Annotated in this window: 16 protein-coding genes; 1 reads left to right on the top strand and 15 read right to left on the bottom strand. The window is 70.1% G+C overall.

Annotation, left to right across the window (positions count from 1 at the left end):
- Nucleotides 1-46: 46 nt before the first annotated feature.
- The 14 genes from MWN33_RS08360 to murD all read right to left on the bottom strand — a co-directional run bounded on the left by MWN33_RS08360 (nt 47) and on the right by murD (nt 18,291).
- On the bottom strand, nt 47-1,525 hold the full coding sequence (locus MWN33_RS08360) for a glycosyltransferase family 39 protein (RefSeq protein WP_247200030.1): 1,479 nt from the start codon (nt 1,523-1,525) through the stop codon (nt 47-49).
- 20 nt (nt 1,526-1,545) lie between these two features.
- Nucleotides 1,546-2,673 (bottom strand): glycosyltransferase, encoded by a 1,128-nt coding sequence (locus MWN33_RS08355; protein ID WP_247200029.1) that lies wholly within the window; start codon nt 2,671-2,673, stop codon nt 1,546-1,548.
- A gap of 111 nt (nt 2,674-2,784) precedes the next feature.
- Nucleotides 2,785-4,461 (bottom strand): DNA repair protein RecN, encoded by a 1,677-nt coding sequence (recN, locus tag MWN33_RS08350; RefSeq protein ID WP_247200028.1) that lies wholly within the window; start codon nt 4,459-4,461, stop codon nt 2,785-2,787.
- A 148-nt stretch (nt 4,462-4,609) separates the two neighbouring features.
- Nucleotides 4,610-5,407 carry an outer membrane protein assembly factor BamD gene (locus MWN33_RS08345; protein ID WP_425531987.1) on the bottom strand — a complete coding sequence of 266 codons (798 nt, stop codon included), beginning with the start codon at nt 5,405-5,407 and terminating at the stop codon, nt 4,610-4,612.
- Nucleotides 5,408-5,734: 327 nt separating this feature from the next.
- Nucleotides 5,735-6,673: a UDP-3-O-acyl-N-acetylglucosamine deacetylase gene (lpxC, locus tag MWN33_RS08340; RefSeq protein ID WP_247200027.1), complete on the bottom strand. Its 939-nt coding sequence runs from the start codon at nt 6,671-6,673 to the stop codon at nt 5,735-5,737.
- A 317-nt stretch (nt 6,674-6,990) separates the two neighbouring features.
- On the bottom strand, nt 6,991-8,697 hold the full coding sequence (gene ftsZ, locus MWN33_RS08335; protein WP_247200026.1) for a cell division protein FtsZ: 1,707 nt from the start codon (nt 8,695-8,697) through the stop codon (nt 6,991-6,993).
- Between the two features lie 87 nt (nt 8,698-8,784).
- The gene (ftsA, locus tag MWN33_RS08330) at nt 8,785-10,110 is read right to left on the bottom strand and encodes a cell division protein FtsA (protein ID WP_247200025.1); all 1,326 of its coding nucleotides are present in this window, start codon (nt 10,108-10,110) and stop codon (nt 8,785-8,787) included.
- Nucleotides 10,107-11,126, bottom strand: coding sequence for a cell division protein FtsQ/DivIB (locus MWN33_RS08325; protein ID WP_247200024.1), 1,020 nt, complete (start codon nt 11,124-11,126; stop codon nt 10,107-10,109). Before MWN33_RS08325 ends, ftsA begins: the two co-directional genes overlap by 4 nt.
- On the bottom strand, nt 11,093-12,013 hold the full coding sequence (locus tag MWN33_RS08320; RefSeq protein ID WP_247200023.1) for a D-alanine--D-alanine ligase: 921 nt from the start codon (nt 12,011-12,013) through the stop codon (nt 11,093-11,095). The genes MWN33_RS08325 and MWN33_RS08320 overlap by 34 nt, the downstream gene beginning before the upstream one ends.
- Nucleotides 12,014-12,060: 47 nt before the next feature.
- Nucleotides 12,061-12,981 (bottom strand): UDP-N-acetylmuramate dehydrogenase, encoded by a 921-nt coding sequence (gene murB, locus MWN33_RS08315; RefSeq protein ID WP_247200022.1) that lies wholly within the window; start codon nt 12,979-12,981, stop codon nt 12,061-12,063.
- Nucleotides 12,978-14,381, bottom strand: coding sequence for a UDP-N-acetylmuramate--L-alanine ligase (gene murC / locus MWN33_RS08310; RefSeq protein WP_247200021.1), 1,404 nt, complete (start codon nt 14,379-14,381; stop codon nt 12,978-12,980). Before murC ends, murB begins: the two co-directional genes overlap by 4 nt.
- 126 nt (nt 14,382-14,507) lie before the next feature.
- A complete protein-coding gene (gene murG / locus MWN33_RS08305; protein WP_247200020.1) occupies nt 14,508-15,614 on the bottom strand; it encodes an undecaprenyldiphospho-muramoylpentapeptide beta-N-acetylglucosaminyltransferase in 1,107 nt (368 codons plus the stop codon).
- Nucleotides 15,615-15,622: 8 nt separating this feature from the next.
- A complete protein-coding gene (gene ftsW / locus MWN33_RS08300; RefSeq protein WP_247200019.1) occupies nt 15,623-16,831 on the bottom strand; it encodes a putative lipid II flippase FtsW in 1,209 nt (402 codons plus the stop codon).
- A gap of 71 nt (nt 16,832-16,902) precedes the next feature.
- Nucleotides 16,903-18,291 (bottom strand): UDP-N-acetylmuramoyl-L-alanine--D-glutamate ligase, encoded by a 1,389-nt coding sequence (gene murD / locus MWN33_RS08295; RefSeq protein ID WP_247200018.1) that lies wholly within the window; start codon nt 18,289-18,291, stop codon nt 16,903-16,905.
- A 102-nt stretch (nt 18,292-18,393) separates the two neighbouring features.
- On the opposite strand from murD, the gene MWN33_RS08290 reads away from it, so the two are divergent.
- A complete protein-coding gene (locus MWN33_RS08290) occupies nt 18,394-19,293 on the top strand; it encodes an MBL fold metallo-hydrolase (RefSeq protein WP_247200017.1) in 900 nt (299 codons plus the stop codon).
- A gap of 185 nt (nt 19,294-19,478) precedes the next feature.
- Here MWN33_RS08290 and mraY read toward each other — a convergent pair whose 3' ends face one another.
- Nucleotides 19,479-20,564 (bottom strand): phospho-N-acetylmuramoyl-pentapeptide-transferase, encoded by a 1,086-nt coding sequence (gene mraY, locus MWN33_RS08285; protein WP_247200016.1) that lies wholly within the window; start codon nt 20,562-20,564, stop codon nt 19,479-19,481.
- Nucleotides 20,565-20,635 lie beyond the last annotated feature (71 nt).

Below are 20,635 nucleotides of genomic sequence, written 5' to 3'. Positions count from 1 at the left end.
AATCGGCGAACCGCTCAAGGGCAGCCTGAGGATCGTCGCGGGCGGCTCAGGGCCGCCCCGCCGGCGGCGGAAGCACGGCGGTGTAGGCACGCACCAGCGGCTTGATGTCGTGACCACGGAAGCGGCGCGTCAGCGCCCCGACCGGGTTAAGCGGGCCGAGCAGGATTTCGAGATAGGGCTCGGGCCGATAGCCGGAGACGATGAGCGCGGTGCCCTTCCGCTCCGCCAGCGGCGGCAGGTTCTGGAAGCGGTAGCGCGCGCGCTCGTCGAGCTGCTCGACGGTGACGCCGGGGAGCTCGCGCCCCAGCATGGCGGCAAGCTGGTAATTGTCGGTGAGGATCAGGCCGGCGCCCGTGCGCACGCGCAGCGCCTCCACCTCGGCGGCGAAGTCCGGCCAGCCGCGCGTCATACGGGCGATGGGATCGCGCCCGCCGAGGCCCGGCAGCGGCGCCAGCGCATGGACGCCGAGCGCAAGGACGAAGACGAGCGCCAGCGGCACGGTGGCCCGGCGCAGCCCGTCGACCCAGCGGCGCGGCACCGGCTCCACCGCCAGCATTCCCGCCGCCGCGGCGATGGCGACGAGAGGATAGAGGAAGCCCACCCAATTGCCCTCGACGCGGCTCCTCAGCGCATGAACGAAGAAATAGGCGAGCGGCACGAACAGCGCGACCAGCACGAGACGGCGCCCGCCAGGCGCGCGGAAGGCACCGGCCGCACGCGGAAGCAGGCCGGCAACGGCGAAGACGAACACCAGCGGCGTGGCGAGGCCGACCTGCGAGCCGACGAATTCGACGACATAGCCGGGCCGCAGCGCCGCATGGGCGGTGATGCGCCCGCCCTGCTTGGCGAAGGTCTCCCAGCCATGGGCGGCGTTCCAGACGAGGTTCGGCAGGAAGACGAGGATCGCCAGCCCGAGCGCGAGCCACGGCCAGGGCCGCAGAAGCTGGCGGCGCAGCTCCGGCACCGCCAGCACGGCGAGCCCGACGCCGCCGCCGAGCATGGCGCCGGAATATTTGGACAGCATGGCGAGCCCGGTCGCCACGCCGAGCGCGAGCCAGAGCGGCGGACTCGGCTCCCGCAACAGGCTGGCGGCGCAATAGACCATCGCCGCGCTGAACAGCGCCAGCGGCGCGTCCGGCGTCGCCAGCGTCATGCCGAGAAAGCCGAAGATGGTGGCGTTGAACACCACCGCCGCCAGCGGTCCGGCGCGCTCGTCCTCAAGCAGCAGCGCCGCCGCGCGCCAGACGAAATAGCTCGCCGGCACCACCGAGAGCACGCAGGCGAGCCGCACCCCGAGCGCGGTGTCGCCGGCCAGCATCTGCCCGGCACGGATGAAGAAGGCGATCATCGGCGGGTGATCGTAATAGCCCGCCGAGAGGCCCTGCGCCCACAGCGCGTAATAGGCCTCGTCCGGCACCAGCGGCACGCTCGCCGCCAGCACCAGCCGCCAGGCGAGCAGCGCGGCGATGACGGCCAGGGCGAGCCGCCCGCCACTCTCGAAGCCGGGAAGGACCGGGCGGGACATCGGCCCGCCCGCGCTCCCGTTCACGCGGAATCCTTCCACACCACGGCGCGGCTGATCGCGTAGTTCCACACCGCGCCGACCACCGCGCCGGCGATGCCCGCGACCCACCAATGCGCGGTCTCGTAGAACATCCAGTCGGCGATGCCGACATTGGCCGCCGCGCCGAGCCCGCAGATGAGATAGAAGGCCAGCAGCCCGGCGAGGAAGCGCCAGCCGGAAAGCCGACGGTCGCGATAGGTCAGCACGTTGTTGACGATGTAGTTGAACGTCATCGCCACGAAGGTCGCGATGGTCTGGGCGTAGAGGAAGCGCAAATCGCTCGACAGCGCCGCCTTCAGCACCAGCAGATGCACCACGAGGCCCGCCGCACCGACGCAGGCGAACGAGAGGAAGCGCAGCGAGACCAAGCCGCCCGTCGCCTTGGAGACGATCAGCCCGAGGAAATCCATCAGCACACGGTTGTCGAGCTTGCTGTCGCCGCTCTGCCGCGTGCCGAAATTATAGGTCAGCTCGGTGACGCGCAGCCCCTCGCCCGCCGTCGACAATATGTCGAGCAGGATCTTGAAGCCGTCGGTGGCGAGCTTGGGCGCCAGCTTCTCCGCCAGCTCCCGGCGCAGCATGAAGAAGCCGCTCATCGGGTCGGAGGAGGTCACGCCCAGCACCCGGCGGGCGATGCGGGTGGCGAGCTGGCTACCGAAGCTGCGGAAGGCGCTGAAGCCTTCCTGCGCCGCCCCGCCCGGCGCGTAGCGCGTCGCCACCACCACGTCGGCGCCCGCGCCCATCGCCTCGACCATGCGCGGCAGCAGCGTCTCGTCGTGCTGGAGGTCGGCGTCCATCACCGCGACCAGCGGTGCCTGCGCGGCCAGCATGCCCTCGATGCAGGCACCCGCGAGGCCACGGCGGCCGACGCGGCGGATGCAGCGTATGCGCGGGTCCTGCCGGCCGATGGCGCGCAGCGCGTCCGCCGTGCCGTCCGGCGAGTTGTCGTCGACGAAGATCGCCTCCCAGGCGATGCCGGCCAGCGCCGTGTCGAGCTTGGCGACCAGCGGCTCCAGATTGCCGCGCTCGTTGAAGGTGGGAAGCACGACCGTGAGGTCCGGGGCCACGCCCCGCTCGGTCGCGGCAGAGATCGGTAAGGTCAGGGACATGATGATCCGGAACGAGTGAGGCTGCCTGTTTAGCGCAGCCTTGCGGCGAGGGCCACGGTGGATTGCGTGGCACCTCCCGCCCTGCGGGACAGGGAGCGGTGCGCCGATGGGTCAGTCCGCCACGGCCCCCTTCAGCAGACGGTCCGCCGCCGCACGCGCCTCCGAGGTGATCTCGGCGCCCGACAGCATGCGGGCGATCTCCTCGCGGCGATGCTCGCGCGCGAGCGGGCTGACGCGGGTCGCCACGCGGTCGAGATCGGCCAGCGCCTCCTTGGCGATGCGGAAATGATTGCCCGCGCGCGCCGCCACCTGCGGGGCGTGGGTGACGGCGACCACCTGCACCCGCCCGGCAAGACGGGCGAGCCGCGCGCCGATGGCGTCCGCCACTGCACCGCCCACCCCGGTGTCGATCTCGTCGAACACCAGCGTCGGCGCCGAGCCCTTGTCGGCCAGCACCACCTTTAGCGCCAGCAGGAAGCGGGCGAGCTCGCCGCCGGAGGCGACCTTCATCATCGGCCCCGGCCGCGTGCCCGGATTGGTGCGCACCCAGAACTCGACGCGGTCATAACCCTCGGCCTGTCCGTCCGCCTCGTCGGTCTGGATGTCGGTGACGAACAGCGCCCGCTCCAGCTTGAGCGGCGGCAGCTCGGCGCTCACCGCCGCGTCCAGCGCCCGCGCCGCCGCCTTGCGCCGGGCCGAGAGTTCGCGCGCGTCGCGGCGGTAGTCGGCCTCGGCGGCGGCGGTGCGGGCCTCCAGTTCGGCGAGCTTCTGCGCGCCATGGTCGAGCGCGTCGAGCTGGTCGGCGAAGCGCGCCGCCACCGCCGGCAGATCGTCCGCCGTGCAGGCATATTTGCGCCCCGCCCCGCGCAGGGCGAACAGCCGTTCCTCGATCCGCTCCAGCTCACGCGGGTCGAAATCGGCCTCGCGCAGCGCCGCGTCGAGATGGAAATTCGCCTGTTCGAGCGCGGCCAGCGCGGCGTCGATCGCCTCCACCGCCGGGCGCACCAGGGTTTCCACCTCGCCGGCGCGGCGCTCCAGCCGGCGCACGGCGGCGGCGAGGCCCGGCACCGGCGAATTGGCACCGCCCACCGCCTCCTGCGCCTCGGCGAGATCGGTGGCGATCTTCTCGAAGCGCATCATCTCGGTGCGCCGGGCGGCAAGGCGCTCCTCCTCGCCCGGCTCGGCGGCGAGCGCGGTGAGTTCGTCGACCGCATGGCGGATGAAATCGGCCTCGCGCGCCGCCTCGTCCAGCCGCGCCTTTTCAGCGAGGGCCTCCGTCCGCGCGGCGCGCCAGCGGCGCCAGCCGGCGCCCACCGCCTCGGCGAGTTCGCCGAGCCCGCCATAGGCGTCGAGCACCGTGCGGTGCGAGGCGGGATCGACCAGCGCGCGGTCGTCGTGCTGGCCGTGGATCTCCACCAGCCGCCGGCCGAGGCTGCGCAGCATCTGCGCGCTCACCGACTGGTCGTTGACGAAGGCGCGGGTGCGCCCGTCGGCATGCTGGACGCGGCGCAGCACCAGCGCGCCCTCGTCGTCGATGCCGGCTTCCTGCAGAAGGGCGCGGACGGGATGGCCGGCGGCGAGATCGAACTCGGCCGTCACCTGGCCCTGCGCGGTGCCGTGGCGCACCAGCGAGCCGTCGCCGCGTCCGCCCAGCGCGAGGGTGAAGGCATCGAGCAGGATCGACTTTCCCGCGCCGGTCTCGCCGGTCAGCACGGTCAGGCCCGGCTGGAAGGACAGGTCCAGCCGCTCGATGAGCACGATATCCCTGATCGACAGGGCGACCAGCATGCGTGACGCTCCAGACCGAATCCGCGCGGGATCACGGGCGCTCTTCTAGCAGGTCGCGCGCCGCCATGCACCGCTGTTCTCATTATGTTCCGATTTTCGGCCGCAGGTCGAGGGCCTGCGTCCCAGACACGCGCGGGGAGAGGCGCACCTAGCCGAGGCCGAAGCCCTTGAAAGCCTTGGCGATCCAGGACTGCTCGTTCATCTGCGGGTTCACCCCGCGCGACTGCACGAGCTTGTAGGCGTCCTTGTACCAGGAACTGTCGGGGAAATTGTAGCCGAGCACGGCGGCGGAGGTCTGCGCCTCGCTGATCACGCCGAGCGCCATATAGGCTTCGGTCAGCCGGTACAGCGCTTCCTCGACATGGCGCGTGGTCTGGTAGCGCGTGACCACGACCTTGAAGCGGTTGATGGCGCCGGCATAGTTGCGCTGTTCGAGATAGTAGCGCCCGACCATCATCTCCTTGCCGGCGAGCTGGTCGCGGGCGATTTCCAGCTTCTTCTTGGCGCTCACCGCATATTCGGTGTTCGGCCATTTGCGCACGACCTCTTCGAGCTGGTCCATGGCGCGCTGGGTGCGCATCTGGTCGCGGCTGATGTCGGGGATCTGGTCGAAATAGGACTGGGCGATCAGGTACTGCGCATAGGCGGCGTCTTCCGAGCCCGGATGCAGCGACTGGTAGCGCCGCGCAGCCGAGATGCATTCCTCGTACTTGCCCTGCAGATAATAGGCATAGGCCGTCATCAGGATCGCCTTGCGCGCCCATTCCGAATAGGGGTGCTGGCGGTCGACGTCCTCGAAGCGGACGATGGCGTCGGAATATTCCTCCTTCGCCATGAGGGTCAGGCCCTCATTGTAGCGCTGCTCCGCCGGCACGTCGGGGAAGACGGTCTCTTCCTTGTTGGTGTCGAACCAGCTCGCGCAGCCGCCGAGCGAGGCGCCCATCATCACCAGCCCCGCCAGCCGCAGCGCCACCGCGCCCGCCCTGAGGCCGCCGGAGGTCGCGGCGCGCGCGCGGGCGGCGGCCCGATCATGGGCAGGCATCGGAGTGGGCTGGCCGAGATGGAGAGGACGCATCACAAATTCGATCCCGATCTGGTCGCTGTGTTCGCCGCCTGTGCCGCGCCGTCTCGCGCTAAGGCCGCTTTCCGACCGGATTATGGCGTCTGGCGGGGCCAAGGGCAAAGGCGCGGCCGAAAGGATCGGAAAGATGCGCCCTGTGGCGGAGAAGACCCGCCCGCCGGCACCGGCCGGACGAGAGCGAGGCCGGCAGCGTCAGAGCTCCGGCGCGTAGGCCGGGACGGCGACCGTCACCAGGCCCGCATTGCCGCGCACGCTGCGGCGGGCCGGGATGCGCGCCTCGACGATCTCGTAGGCGGAGCGGTCGGACAGCAGCGCGTCGACGACCGCGAAGTTCAGCTTGTGGCCGCCGCGATAGGAGCGGTAGCGGCCGAGGATCGGCATGCCGCCGATGGCGAGATCGCCCACCGCGTCGAGCGCCTTGTGGCGGACGAACTCGTCCTCGAAGCGCAGGCCTGTGGTGTTCATCACGCCCTCGTCGCCGAGGCAGATCGTGTTGTCGAGCGAGGCGCCGAGCGCGTAGCCGGCCTGCCAGAGCCGCTCGACATCGCAGACGAAGCCGAAGGTGCGGGCCGCAGCGAGCTCCTTGCGGAACACGTCGGGCGACAGGGTGGCGGCGAAGCGCTGATGGCCGATGGCGGCGTGGTCGAAATCAATCTCGACCTCCAGCCGCAGGCCGAAATCGTAAGGCGAGAGCTCGCCGAAGCCGGTTTCCGATTCGACGCGCACCGGCTTGAGGACGCGCAGGTAGCGGCGCACGCCGCCGGTCTCGACGATGCCGGCCTCGTCCACGGCGGCCACGAAGTCGCCGGCGCTGCCGTCGAGAATCGGCACTTCCGGCCCGTCGATCTCGACATGGGCGTTGTCGACGCCGAGGCCGGCGAAGCAGGCCATCAGGTGCTCGACGGTGGAAACCGCGGGGCCGCTCGAATCACGCAGCACGGTGGCAAGGTCGCTGCCGCGCACGGCGGTGCGGCAGGCGCGCACGGACTGGGACGAATCGAGACGGTGGAAAACGATGCCGGTATCGGCCTCGGCGGGAGCGATGCTCAACCGCGCCGGCTTGCCGGAATGGACGCCGACGCCGGTGAGCGTCACGCAATCGCCAAGGGTGGTCTGCCGCACAGCGTTCATTCAGCCCACGAAGCGGACGCGCGAGGCGCTCCGCTTTCCCCATTCCCCAAAACCAACACACTCAGCCGCCATTTTTGGAAAGACGCGGAACGAGTTCCGTGCCGGCGGCTTATCGTTGGCTGGCAAGATAACGGCGCCGTGAGTCAGCGCCAAATCACGCTTGCTTACCTTCTGTTACCGTTGCAACGCTGCCGCACAATCCTGAAAATTCGTTTAATTCCAGCCAGATACGGCGACGCGGCGCGAGCCTGCGCTGCGCCGCGTTACAGCTTGTGTAACAGGGCGGACGCGCCGCCCTGTCCGAAATCCTCCTGCCTTCAGCCCTGACGGCGCAGGAAGGCGGGGATGTCGAGGTGGTCATCCTCGGCCGGACGGGCCGGACGCGCCTCGGCCGGGCGCAGCGCCGGGCGCTTGGCGTATTCGGACACCTCGGGGCGCATTTCGGTGAGCGGGCGCGATTCGGCCTGCGGCGCGCGGCGCACCACCGGACGCATATCCGCCGGCGGCTCGGCCTCTTCCTCGTCCGCATGGCGGCCGAGCCCGACATTGGCGAGGCGCTGCAACAGCGTCATGCGCTTCTTGTCGGCGTGGTGATGATCGGGCACCTCGCCACGGGCGGCGCGGATCTGGTTCTGAGCCGGCATGGGCAGCTCGTCGACACGCGGCATGCGCGGCGACGGGCGCTCGGCCTGCGGCGGGATGAACGGCTCCATCTCGTAGTCCTCATAGGCCGCCTCGTTCAGCGGCGCCGGCTCGTGGTCGGCGTAGAGGGCGGGCTTGGGGGCCATCGGGCGGATCGTCACCTCGTCGATCGCCGCCGGGGCGGCGGGGGCCGGCGAATAGGCGGCCTCGCCGGCATAGACGTGCTCGTCGGCGGCGTGGCTGGCATAGGTCGGCTCGGCCGGCGCGGCGTAGAGGTCGTCGGCGAGCGCCGAGGCGACCGAGCGCAGCGCGGCGTCGCGGCGGGCCTCGACGGCGGCGCGGCCGGCATTCGACACGCGGCGCCCGCCGATATCCGGCAGGTTGTTCAGCGTGTGCGGAATCTGCTCGGGAATCACCGCCGGGTCGATGCCGGTGGCGACCACCGACACACGGATGAGCCCTTCCAGCGTCTCGTCGAAGGTGGCGCCGAGGATGATGTTGGCATCGGGGTCCACTTCCTCGCGGATGCGGGTCGCCGCCTCGTCCACCTCGAACAGGGTGAGGTCCTTGCCGCCGGTGATCGAGATCAGCAGGCCGCGGGCGCCGCGCATCGACACTTCGTCGAGCAGCGGGTTGGCGATCGCCGCCTCGGCCGCGTGGCGAGCGCGCTGTTCGCCGGAGGCCTCGCCGGTGCCCATCATCGCCTTGCCCATCTCGCGCATCACGGCGCGGACGTCGGCGAAGTCGAGGTTGATCAGGCCTTCCTTCACCATCAGGTCGGTGATGCAGGCAACGCCCGAATAGAGCACCTGGTCGGCCATCGCGAAGGCGTCGGCGAAGGTGGTGCGCTCGTTGGCGACCCGGAACAGGTTCTGGTTCGGGATGACGATGAGGGTGTCGACGCCCTTCTGCAGCTCGTTGATGCCCATCTCGCCGATGCGCATGCGGCGCTGGCCCTCGAAGTGGAAGGGCTTCGTCACGACGCCGACGGTCAGGATGCCGAGTTCGCGGGCCGCGCGGGCGATGACCGGGGCGGCGCCGGTGCCGGTGCCGCCGCCCATGCCGGCGGTGATGAAGACCATGTGCGCGCCGGCGAGGTGATCGCGGATCTCGTCGAGCGCCTCCTCGGCCGCCGCGCGGCCGACTTCCGGCTGCGAGCCGGCGCCCAGGCCCTCGGTGACCGCGACGCCCATCTGCACGATGCGCTCCGCCTTGGAAAGCGTGAGCGCCTGCGCGTCGGTGTTGGCGACGACGAAGTCGACCCCGGTCAGGCCGGCGGTGATCATGTTGTTGACGGCGTTGCCGCCCGCGCCGCCGACGCCGAAGACGGTGATCCGGGGACGCAGCTCGCGGATATCCGGTACCTGGAGGTTGATCGTCATTTCTAGTGTCCCCTAACGCCGGCGGGCACGAGGCCCGTCACGATCACTTTGGTGCCGGTTCCGCCGGCGCGGATTGAGTGGAACACGTCAGAAGGCCTCCCTCAGCCAATGTCCGACGCGCGAGAAGTAGCCGCTGCCCTCGACCTGCGAGAGCCGGCGCCGGCGAGCCTCGAAATGTTCGAGCCCGGCGACCTGCGGATAGACGAGAAGCCCGGTGGCGACGGCGAAGGGCGCCCCGCGCGCCGCCTCCGGCAGCTTGGAGATGCCGAGCGGTCGGCCGATTCGCACCTGGGGCCCAAGGATCTTGCCGACCAGTTCGGCGAGCCCGGTGAGCTGGGCCGCGCCGCCGGTCAGCACCACGCGGCGGCCCGCGCCGGCGGCGTGGCCGGAGGCGATCAGCCGGTCGCGCACCAGTTCGACGATCTCCTCGACGCGCGGGCGCACGATGCGCACCAGCCGCGCCTTGGCGATCGCCCGCGGCTGGTCGTGATGGTCGTCCGAGATGCCGGGGACGGTGAGCATCTCGCGCTCGTCGGCGCCCATCGCCATCACGCCTCCATGCAGGCTCTTGAGGCGCTCGGCGTCGGCGAGGCGGGTCGACAGGCCCCGCGCCACATCGTTGGTCACGTGCTGGCCGCCAATGGCGATGCCGTCGACATGCACGCAATGGCCGTTCTCGACCACCGAGACCGTCGTGGTGCCGGCGCCGAAGTCGATCAGCGTCACGCCCAGCTCCGCCTCGTCATCGGCAAGGGTCGACAGCGCGGCGGCATAGGGGGCGGCCACCATCGCCTCGACGCCGAGATGGCAGCGCTCGATGCACAGAAGCAGGTTGCGCACCGCCGAGGCCTCGGCGGTGACGACGTGCAGGTCGACGCCGAGCCGGCGCCCCAGCATGCCGCGCGGCTCGCCTATGCCGCCCACCCCGTCGAGCGCGTAGCCGACCGGCAGCGCGTGCAGGATGGTGCGGCCCTCGGCGACGGCGAAGGTGGAGGCCGCGTCGAGCACGCGGCGGATGTCGCCCTCGGCCACCGCGGGCTCCGGCAGGTCGACCTCGGCATTGAAATGCTCGGAGGAGAGCCGGCCGCCCGCCAGCGCCACCACAACGGAGGCGATCTGCGCGCCGGCCATGCGCTCGGCGGCGTCCACCGCGCGGCGGATGGCGTGCTCGGCGCGCTCCATGTCGATGACGGTGCCGCCCTTGATGCCGTGCGCGCTGGTGTGGCCGATGCCGAGCACGTCCACCGAATGGGTGCGCCGGCGCAGGCTCGACGTGGCGTCGCGCGGCTTCAGCCGGGCGATCATGCACACGATCTTGGAGGTGCCGACCTCCAGCACGCCGACCACGCCGGTGCGGCGCGGCGCCAGCGGGCGCATCTTCGGGGCGACCTCGAACGGTGCGCGCGAACTCATGTGTTGCTCCCCTTCTTCGCCTTGGCCTGAGCCTTCAGCTCGGCCTGGCGCGCCTCATAGGCGGCGTCGGAGAGACGGACCGACACGCGGTCGGGCAGACGCAGATCGACGATGGTGATGTCGCGGCTCAGCAGCGATTTCTGCTGGTCAAGAAGGGCGAGTTGCTCCAGCGCGTCGGCAAGGCCGGTCTCGGGCAGGCGCACGTCGATGCCGTTGCGCATCTTCAGCGTCCAGCGTCGGTCGGCGACGCGGATGGCGGCGCGCACCTTGTCGCGCACGCCCGGCACGAGGCTCAGCGCCTCGACGATCTCGACGACATTGGTCTGCGCGCCGTCGCCCACCACGACGGGGAGGCGGATGTAGCGCGGATCGTCGGAATAGGGGGCGATCACCGTGCCGTCGCGGGCGATGACGTTGATCTTGCCGTCCTTTTGCCAGAGCGCGAAGCCCTCGCGCTCGACGATCTGGATGTCGAGGCGGTCGGGGTAGAGCTTCTGCACCGTGGCGCGCTTGATCCAGGCGAGTTCCTCAAGGCGCATGCGGGCGCCCTCGGCATCGAGGAACAGCAGCGAGGAGGTCGGCTTCACGCCTGCCGTGGCGAGGATGTCGCCGGGAGTGACGTGATTCTGGCCCGCGAGATTGACGTTGGCGATTCGGAAGCCGGCGAGGTTGGCGGCGGCGTCGCCCATGTCGCGCATCGCCTCGACGGTGGCCGGCATGTGGCCGCCGCGCTCCAGGCCGTAGACGCCGGTGGCGGCGAAGAGCGCGAGGGTGAGCCAGGTGCCCGCGCCGCAGCTCAGCGCGCGCGAGGCGGAGAGCCCGACGAAAAACCGCCGCCCGCCGATCACCGCCCGGTCGAACAGGCGCGTACGCTCATCCGTGGCCGGCGCGGTGGGGCGCGAAGGCTCCCGACCGCGCGTGCCGCGCTGATTCCCGCCAGTGGCCGCGCCGGTCCGCTTGCCCGCCGGCGTCTGCCGCGGGGTCAGCGATCGAGCGAAGCGTCCTCCACCATCCATCGTACAAGCTCACCGAACGAATGGCCCGCATGGGCAGCCAGTTCGGGCACAAGCGACGTCTCGGTCATTCCGGGCTGGGTATTGACCTCCAGACAGACCAGACCGGATTCGTCCCCGGTCCGATCGTCGTATCGGAAGTCCGACCTGCTGATGCCCCGACAGCCGAGCGCGCGATGCGCCTTGACCGCTAACATCCGCACCTTTTGGTAAACATTCGGTAAAATTTGTGCCGGGAGAATGTGGCGCGATCCGCCGGGAGCGTATTTTGCCTCGTAATCGTAGAACCTTAGATCGGACTGAATCTCGATGACGTCGAGCGCCTTATCGCCCATCACGGCGCAGGTCAGCTCCAATCCGGGGATGTAACGCTCGGCCAAAAGCAAATCACCATGCGTCCAGTCGGGCCGATGCAGCTCCTGCGGCGGGTGTTCCTGGTCCTCGCGCACGATGAACACGCCGACCGAGGAGCCCTCGCTCACCGGCTTCAGCACATAGGGGCGCGGCAGCACATGGGCGCGCGCCGCCTCCGCCCGCGTCACCACCCGCCCCTCCGGCACGGGGATGCCGTGCGCCGCCATCACGATCTTGGCCTGCGCCTTGTCCATGGCGAGCGCCGAGGCGAGCACCCCCGAATGGCTGTAGGGGATGCGCAGGATTTCGAGGATGCCCTGGATGGTGCCGTCCTCGCCCGGCCGCCCGTGCAGTATGTTCAGCGCCGCATCCGGCTTGAGCGCGGTCAGCACCTGCGCGATGTCGCGCCCTACATCGACCCGGGTGACGCGGTAGCCCACGCTCTCCGCCGCCTTGGCGCAGGCCTCGCCCGAGCGCAGCGACACCTCGCGCTCCGCCGACCAGCCACCCATCAGGACGGCAACATGCTTCGTCATGGAGTTCTCCCCCGGCGCCCCCTGGGACGCCCCTCTGGCCGCACGGCTCAGCCCGGAACGCCGATGCGCTTGATCTCCCATTCCAGCGTAACGCCGGAATGCTCCTTCACGCGGCGACGCACCTCCTCGCCCAGTCCCTCGATATCGGCGGCGGTAGCGCCGCCGGTGTTGATCAGGAAATTGCAATGCATCGTCGAGACCTGCGCCGGGCCGCTGGCGAGCCCGCGGCAGCCGGCCGCGTCGATGAGCTGCCAGGCCTTGTGGCCGGGCGGATTCTTGAAGGTGGAGCCGCCGGTCTTCTCGCGAATCGGCTGCGAGGCCTCGCGCGCCTGCGTGATTCGCTCCATCTCGGCGAGGATCGCCGCCGGCTCGCCCGGCCGGCCCTGGAACAGCGCGCTGGTGAAGATCACGTCGGCCGGTGCGCCGGAATGGCGGTAGCTGAAGCCGAAATCGGCGTTGGCGAAGGTGCGCAGGTTGCCGGCCCGGTCGACGCCGCGCGCCTCGACAAGCACGTCGCGGGTCTCCCCGCCATGGGCGCCCGCATTCATGCGCAGCGCCCCGCCCAGCCCACCGGGAATGCCGCGGAAGAAGGCGAGGCCGTCAATGCCGGCATCGGCCGCCGCCTTGGCGAGCCGCACATCTGGCACCGCCGTGCCGGCCCGCAGGCGGTGGCCCTCCTCCACGGCGATCTCGTTGAAGCCACGCCCCAGCCGGATGACGACGCCCGGCACGCCGCCATCGCGCACGATGAGGTTCGAGCCCAGCCCGATGACGGTCACGGGGACATCCGCCGGCAGATGGGCGAGGAAATAGGCGAGGTCGGCCTCGTCGGCCGGGCTGAACAGCACCTGCGCCGGACCGCCGATGCGGAACCAGGTCAGCTCGGCGAGCGACTGATTCGCCAGAAGCCGCCCGCGCAGGTCCGGCATGCGGGCGGAAAGCTCCGGGGTGATGTCGGGGAAGCTCACGCCCCCGCTCCGAGCTGCTCCGGCAGCGCGTAGGCCCATTGGGTGATGTTACCGGCGCCGAGGCAGACCACGTAGTCGCTCGGCCGCGCCAGCCCCTTCACGAGGCCGGCCAGCGCCTCCGGTCCCGGCAACGCGATCACCGAGCGGTGGCCGCGCGCCCTCAGCGCTTCCACCAGATGGTCGCGGTCGATGCCGGGGATGGGCGCCTCGCCCGCCGCGTAGACATCGGCGACGATCACATGGTCGGCGTCGTTGAAGCAGGTGGCGAACTGGTCGAACAGCGATTGCAGCCGGGTGTAGCGATGGGGCTGGACGATCGCGATCACCTGCCCCTCGGTGGAGGCGCGCGCCGCGCGCAGCACGGCGGCGATCTCGACGGGGTGGTGGCCGTAATCGTCGAAGATGGTGACGCCGCCGACCTCGCCGGTGCGGGTGAAGCGACGCTTCACCCCGCCGAAACCGGCAAGCGCGGTGCGGATCTGCTCGTCGGTGGCGCCGAGCTCGCGCGCCACCGCGATGGCGGCGGTGGCGTTGAGCGCGTTGTGACGGCCCGGCATGGGCAGCACCAGCTCGCGCAACTCGTGCACCACTTGGCCGTCGCGGTCGCGGAAGATGACGCCGAAGCGGCACAGGCCGCCGCGCAGGTCGAGGTCGACGAGGCGCGCATCGGCCTGCGGGTTCTCGCCATAGGTGATGACCCGCCGGTCCTCGACATGGCCGACGAGGTCCTGCACCACCGGATGGTCGGTGCACATCACCGCGAAGCCGTAGAAGGGCAGGTTGTCGACGAAGCTGCGGAACGCCGCCTGCACCGCCTCGAACGTCTTGAAGTGGTCGAGATGCTCGGGGTCGATATTGGTGACGATGGCGACCTCGACCGGCAGCTTGAGGAAGGTGCCGTCGCTCTCATCCGCCTCCACCACCATCCATTCGCCGTCGCCGAGGCGCGCATTGGTGCCGTAGGCGTTGATGATGCCGCCGTTGATCACGGTCGGGTCGAAGCCGCCGGCATCGAGCAGGGTGGCCACCAGCGAGGTCGTCGTGGTCTTGCCGTGCGTGCCGGCGATGGCGACGCAGCTTTTCAGCCGCATCAGCTCGGCCAGCATCTCGGCGCGGCGCACCACCGGCAGCCGCTTGGCGCGCGCCGCCACCAGCTCGGGATTGTCGCGCTTGATGGCGGAGGAGACGACCAGCACCTCGGCGCCGTCGATATTGGCGCCGGCATGGCCGATCAGCACCTTGATGCCCTTCTCGGCGAGGCGCTTCACGTTGGCGCTTTCCGAGACGTCCGAGCCCTGCACCGTGTAGCCGAGATTGTGCAGCACCTCGGCGATGCCGCTCATGCCGATGCCGCCGATGCCGACGAAATGGATGGGGCCGAGGGAGAGCGGGAGCTTCATGCGATGTTCCTTCCGCCCGCGCGCTTGAGAGGCGCGGGCGTTACCGGGGGCGCAGAAATAGACGAGCCGGCCGGCCGCGTCACCCGACCTTTGGTCCAAGCCGCATGGGCCGCCCGCACCGCCGCGTCACGCATCGATCTTGGCCGTGGCGAGGACGAGGGTGGCGAGGCGTTCGGCGGCGTCCGCGCGGCCCATGCGGTGGGCGGCGGCGGCCATGGCGGCGAGATCGCCGGGATTGGCGGCATAGACGGCGATCAGTTCGGCGAAGGCCTCCGGGGTGAAGCGGTCCTGCGGCATCAGCACCGCCCCGCCCCCCTTGGCGAGCGCGCTCGCATTGGCGAGCTGGTCCTGGTCGAGCGCGCCGGGCAGCGGCACCAGCACGGAGGGCCGGCCGATCACGCCGAGTTCGGCCACCGTCATCGCACCCGAGCGGGCGACGACGAGATGCGCCCGCGCCATGCGCGCCGGCAGGTCGGCGAAGAAGGGCGCCAGCTCCGCCGCGACGCCGATCCGCGCATAGGTCGCGCGCACCGCCTCGATGTCCTCCGGCCGCGCCTGCTGCACGACGCGCAGCCGCGCCCGCAGCGCCGGGGCGAGCTTTTCGATGGCGGGCGGCACGATCTCGCTCATCACCCGCGCGCCCTGGCTGCCGCCGAAGACCAGCAGGTCGAGCGGGCCGCCCTCCGCCGGCGCCTGATAGGGCGAGACGGCCGCGATCACGGCCGGGCGCACCGGGTTGCCGGTGTGCTGCGCCTTGGCCGCCAGCGGCGGACGGAACGCGAAGATGTCGGGATAGCCGGTGGCGATCACCGTGACGCGGGGTGCCAGCAGCGCGTTGGCCCGCCCCATCACCGCGTTGGCCTCGTGGATGATCGTCGGGATGCCGGCGAGCCGGGCCGCGAGGATCGGCGGCACGGTGGGGTAACCGCCGAAGCCGACGACCGCTGCGGGCCTGAGCGCCCGCATCAGCCGGTAGCCCGTCCCCAGCCCGTAGCCCAGCGTGACGGCGGTGCGCATCAGCGCGAGGGGGGAGCGCCCGCGCACCGTCTCGGCCGGCAGCACGTGGATGCGGCGGGCGGGGAAATGGCCGGCATAGCGCGCCGCCCGCTCGTCGGTAGCGAGATCGACGTCGACGCCCCGCGCGGCCAGCACCCCGGCCAGCGCCTCGGCGGGAAAGAGATGCCCGCCGGTTCCCCCGGCGGCCAGCACGACGAGCGGTCTTGTCTCGGTCATCACAATCCTCAGGCGGCGCGCGGCCGCAGAGCGCCGGAAGACCCGCCAGGCGACGCGCCCGCCGGCGCGCCGAGGCGCGTGCCCAGACGCTCCAGCTCGGCCAGCGTCGCGGTGCGCGGGCGGCGGCGGGTCAGCGCCAGCAGCATGCCCATGCCGTAGGCGAGCGAGAGCAGCGAGGAGCCGCCATAGGAGACGAAGGGCAGCGTCATGCCCTTGGCCGGCATCATGTGCAGGTTGACCATCATGTTGATGCAGGACTGCAGCCCGAACAATATGGCGAGCCCGGCGGTGGCGAAGCGCACGAAGGGGTCCTCGTCGTTCATGGCACGCGAGAGCGCGCGCAGCACGATGAAGGCGAACAGGCCGGCGATCATCATGCACAAGATGGCGCCGAACTCCTCGCCGGCGACGGCGAAGATGAAATCGGTATGGCCGTCCGGCAGCACCTTCTTGAACGTGCCCTCGCCCGGCCCCTGCCCCAGCCAGCCTCCATTGAGGAAGGAGTTGATCGACAGGTCGATCTGGTAGGTGTCGCCCGAATCCGGGTTGAGGAAGCGGTCGATGCGCGCCGTCACGTGCGGCACCATCGTATAGGCGACGAACAGCCCGGCCGCGCCGATGCCGGCGAGGCCGATCACCCAGATGATGCGCAGCCCGGCGAGGAAGAACAAGCTGCCCCACACCAGCGACGACAGCATGGTCTGGCCGAAGTCCGGCTGCATCACCAGCGGCGTCACCACCATGCCCAGAAGGCCGATGGCGAGGAACTGCCCCGGCATTTCCGGCCGGCGCACGCTCTCCGAGAACAGCCAGGCGGCGATGATGACGAAGGAAGGCTTCAGGAACTCGGAAGGCTGCACGGTGATGCCGGCGACGGTGAGCCAGCGCCGGGCACCCTTCACCTCCGGGCCGATGACCAGCGTCGCGCAGACCAGCGCCAGGAACACGACGAACAGCACCAGCGAGATGCGGCGTATGTTGCGCGGCGACAGGAAGGACGTCGCGATCAGCACGATCAGCGCCGGCACAAGGAACATCACCTGCCGGTTCACGAAATGGAACGGATCGGCGATGCCGAGGCGCGCCGCCACCGGCGGGCTCGCCGCCAGCGCCAGCACGATGCCGATGATCATCAGCGCCGCGAGAGCCCCAAGCAGAAGCCGGTCGATGGTCCACCACCACTCACCGACCACCGTCCGTTCGGCACGCGAGATCATGTACGCCACTCCGGGAAACAGATGCCGGAGTATCGGACGGTTAAGGTTGACGCCGGCTTAATGGCGCCGGGTCAGCCCACCGGCAGCGCGTTGACGAGATCGCGGAAGGCATCGCCGCGCACTTCGAAATTGCGGTACTGGTCGAAGCTGGCGCAGGCCGGCGACAGCAGCACCACCGGGTGCGGCAGGCCGGAGGCGGCGGCATCGCGCGCCGCGCTCGCCACCGCGACGTCGAGCGTGCCGCTCATCTCGAACGGGACGTCATCGCCCAGCGTGGCGGCGAATTCCTCCGCCGCGACCCCGATCAGGTAGGCCTTTCGAACGCGCGGGAAATACGGCCGCAGCGGCGCGATGCCGCCCTCCTTCGGCTTGCCGCCGGCGATCCAGAAAATGTCGTCGAAGGAGGTCAGCGCCCGCTCGGCGGCGTCGGCATTGGTGGCCTTGGAATCGTTGACGAACAGCACGCCGCGAAGCGTGCGCACCTGCTCCATGCGGTGCGCGAGGCCGGGGAAGCTGGCCATGCCGGCCGCGATCACCTCCGGTGCGAGGCCGAGCGCGCGGGCGCTCGCGAAAGCGGCGGCCGCATTCTGCGCGTTGTGGGCGCCGCGCAGCGAACCTATGCCGGCGAGCGGCAGGGTAAAGACGCGCACGCCCTTCGCGCTGACCGCGAGATCGGTGCCGTCGAGCCAGATGCCGTCGTCGAGTTTTTCGCGCACGGAAATGCGCACCACGTTCTTGCCGGCCGCTTCCGCCCGCTCGGCGATGGCGCGAGCCCAGTCGTCGTCGACGCCGACCACCGCCGTGCCTCCCGCCTCGATGCCGGCGATGAGGCGCTCCTTCACCTGCGCGTAATGCTCCATCGTGCCGTGCCGGTCGATGTGATCGGGCGAGAGGTTGAGCAGGATGCCGACCGCCGGGTCGAGGCTCGGCGCGAGGTCGATCTGGTAGGAGGAGCACTCGATCACATAGACCCGTCCCTGCTTCCACGGCTCCAGCCCAAGGATGGCCGGGCCGAAATTGCCGCCGATCTGCGCGTCGCGTCCGCCGACCCGCATCAGGTGGGCGAGCAATGCGGTCGTCGTCGACTTGCCATTGGTCCCGGTGATGGCGGCGAAGGGCGGGCGGCGTGTGGCGGCGCGGCGCTCGCGGCAGAACAGCTCGATGTCGCCGATCACCTCGACGCCGGCCGCCTGCGCCAGCCTCACGCTCCAGTGCGGCTCGGGATGGGTCAACGGCACGCCCGGCGCCAGCACCAGCGCGGCGAAGGCGGACCAGTCGGCCGCCCGCAGGTCGCCGGTCGCGATGCCTTCCGCCGCCGCCTTCTCGACGGAGGCGGGCGAATCGTCCCACGCCGTCACCCGCGCCCCGCCGGCAACGAGCGCGCGGGCGGTGGCGAGGCCGGAGCCGCCGAGCCCGAACAGGGCGACGGGACGGCCATTGAAGGAACTGACGGGAATCATGGACGCGCGACCTCGGATAGGCCCGTTATGGGCACATCTGGCTAGCGCATTTCGGGGGCCGATGAAATGATCGGCGCTTCACCCCTTTACGAGTCGCCCGCGATGGCCGCGCCCGCCTTGCTTCCCCTCGGATCGACGATGCGCGTGCTGCGCCCGCATCCCAATGTCTACGCCTTCTATGACGGGCGGATCGAGGGCGCGCGCGCCCATTCCGCCGCGCCCAACTGGCTCGACGACGGCGCCTATGCGCTGGGCGTGTGCGTCTATGCGGTGGTCGATGGCGCGGAGGCGATCCTCTACGACACCCACATCTCCATCCCGCACGCCCGCCTCGTGCGCCGCGCGCTGAAGGACGCCGGCGTCACCTCGATCCGCGTCGTGCTGAGCCACTGGCACGACGACCATGTGGCGGGCAACGAGGTGTTCGCCGACGGCGAGATCATCGCGCTCGACCGCACCGAGCAGGCGCTCGCCGGCCACCGCATCGCGCTGGAGAACGGCGATCCCCCGATCTTTCCGCTGGTGCTGCCCAACCGCGTTATCACCGGGCCGACCGAACTCAAGGTCGGCGCGCTCACGGTGAAGCTGGAGCCGGCCGAGATCCACAGCCATGACGGGCTGATCCTGCTGCTGCCCGAGCTCGGCCTGATGCTGGCCGGCGACACGCTGGAGGAGCCGATCACCTATGTCGCCGAGCCCGAGCGGCTCGCCGTGCATGTGGAGGAGCTCAAGCGCATCAAGGCATGGGGCTATCCCCGCATCCTGCCCAATCATGGCGCGCCGGAGGTGATCGCGGCGGGCGGCTACGGGCCGGAGCTGATCGACGCGACGATCCGCTATGTGAAGAAGCTGCTCTACACCCGCGCCGACATGGCGCTGGCCGACCAGGACCTCTCCACCTTCATCGCCGAGGACATCGCCTCCGGTGCGCTGACCTATTTCGCGCCCTATGAGGAGGTTCACGCCAACAATGTGAAGAAGGTGCTGGCGCTGCCCGGGTGAGGCGGCAGGCGCCTCGCCCATCCCTTTCGTACGACGTCATCCCCGGGCTTGACCCGGGGATCCACGGCGTTGTTCCCGTGCCCCGGCCCCAGGACGTGGATGGCCGGGTCAAGCCCGGCCATGACGGCGTTTTCAGGGATTGCCGGTCCTCCCGGAACGGCCGACCGGCCGGAATGACGAAAAACTCACCGCAGCTTGAGCGTGGACAGCCCGATCAGCGCCAGCACCACCGCGATGATCCAGAAACGGATGACGATCTGCGGCTCGGTCCAGCCCTTCTGCTCGAAATGGTGGTGGATCGGCGCCATCCTGAACACGCGCTTGCCGGTGAGCTTGAACGAGGCCACCTGCACGATCACCGACACCGCCTCCAGCACGAACAGCCCGCCGATCACCGCCAGCACGATCTCATGCTTGGTGGCCACCGCGATGGTGCCGAGCAGGCCGCCCAGCGCCAGCGAGCCGGTGTCGCCCATGAAGATCTGCGCCGGCGGGGCGTTGAACCACAGGAAGCCGATGCCCGCCCCGATGATGGCGCCGCAGATCACCGCCAGCTCGCCCACCCCCGCGACATAGTGGATCTGCAGGTAGTCGGCGAACAGCACGTTGCCCGAGAGATACGAGATCATCCCGAAGGAGGCCGCCGCCACCATGACCGGCACGATGGCGAGCCCGTCGAGCCCGTCGGTGAGGTTCACCGCATTGCCGGCCGCCACGATGACGAAGGCGCCGAACACGACAAAGAACCAGGAGAGGTCGATCAGCAGGTCCTTGAAGAACGGAAAGGCGAGCGAGGAGGACAGCGGCTCGCGCCCGACATGCATGATGACCACCGCCGCCGTGCCGGCGATCAGCGCCTCGATGGCGAGGCGTGCCCGGCCGGAGAGCCCGTTATGGGTCTGCTTCGTCACTTTCAGATAGTCGTCGTAAAAGCCGATCAGCCCGAAGCCGATGGTGACGAACAGCACCACCCAGACATAGGGGTTTGAGAGGTTCCCCCACAGCAGCGTCGCCACCATCAGCCCGGAGAAGATCATCAGCCCGCCCATGGTGGGCGTGCCCTTCTTGGTGAGCAGGTGCGACTGCGGCCCGTCGGTGCGGATCGGCTGGCCCTTGCCCTGCTTCAGCCTCAACAGCGCGATGATCGCCGGGCCGAACATGAAGACGAAGAGCAGGGCGGTGATGATGGCGCCGCCGGTGCGGAAGGTGATGTAGCGGAAGACGTTAACTGCCGGGACGCTTCCCTGGAGTTCGGCAAGCCATTGCAGCATGGGGGATCAACCTTCGGAGGAACGGGTCGGCACGCCGGCATGTCGCCGGGCAGCAAGGCATCGAATCGGAG

This window comes from Ancylobacter koreensis (assembly GCF_023016525.1).
Taxonomy (GTDB): domain Bacteria; phylum Pseudomonadota; class Alphaproteobacteria; order Rhizobiales; family Xanthobacteraceae; genus Ancylobacter; species Ancylobacter koreensis.
This window is presented reverse-complemented; position numbering and strand designations above follow the sequence as displayed.

Coding starts and splice junctions, on each gene's coding strand:
- MWN33_RS08325 (WP_247200024.1), bottom strand. CDS start 11,126: ATGGATGGTGGAGGACGCTTCGCTCGATCGCTGACCCCGCGGCAGACG.
- MWN33_RS08320 (WP_247200023.1), bottom strand. CDS start 12,013: ATGACGAAGCATGTTGCCGTCCTGATGGGTGGCTGGTCGGCGGAGCGC.
- ftsZ (WP_247200026.1), bottom strand. CDS start 8,697: ATGACGATCAACCTCCAGGTACCGGATATCCGCGAGCTGCGTCCCCGG.
- ftsW (WP_247200019.1), bottom strand. CDS start 16,831: ATGATCTCGCGTGCCGAACGGACGGTGGTCGGTGAGTGGTGGTGGACC.
- MWN33_RS08360 (WP_247200030.1), bottom strand. CDS start 1,525: ATGTCCCGCCCGGTCCTTCCCGGCTTCGAGAGTGGCGGGCGGCTCGCC.
- recN (WP_247200028.1), bottom strand. CDS start 4,461: ATGCTGGTCGCCCTGTCGATCAGGGATATCGTGCTCATCGAGCGGCTG.
- MWN33_RS08290 (WP_247200017.1), top strand. CDS start 18,394: ATGGCCGCGCCCGCCTTGCTTCCCCTCGGATCGACGATGCGCGTGCTG.
- MWN33_RS08355 (WP_247200029.1), bottom strand. CDS start 2,673: ATGTCCCTGACCTTACCGATCTCTGCCGCGACCGAGCGGGGCGTGGCC.
- murC (WP_247200021.1), bottom strand. CDS start 14,381: ATGAAGCTCCCGCTCTCCCTCGGCCCCATCCATTTCGTCGGCATCGGC.
- lpxC (WP_247200027.1), bottom strand. CDS start 6,673: ATGAACGCTGTGCGGCAGACCACCCTTGGCGATTGCGTGACGCTCACC.
- MWN33_RS08345 (WP_425531987.1), bottom strand. CDS start 5,407: ATGATGGGCGCCTCGCTCGGCGGCTGCGCGAGCTGGTTCGACACCAAC.
- ftsA (WP_247200025.1), bottom strand. CDS start 10,110: ATGAGTTCGCGCGCACCGTTCGAGGTCGCCCCGAAGATGCGCCCGCTG.
- murG (WP_247200020.1), bottom strand. CDS start 15,614: ATGACCGAGACAAGACCGCTCGTCGTGCTGGCCGCCGGGGGAACCGGC.
- murD (WP_247200018.1), bottom strand. CDS start 18,291: ATGATTCCCGTCAGTTCCTTCAATGGCCGTCCCGTCGCCCTGTTCGGG.
- mraY (WP_247200016.1), bottom strand. CDS start 20,564: ATGCTGCAATGGCTTGCCGAACTCCAGGGAAGCGTCCCGGCAGTTAAC.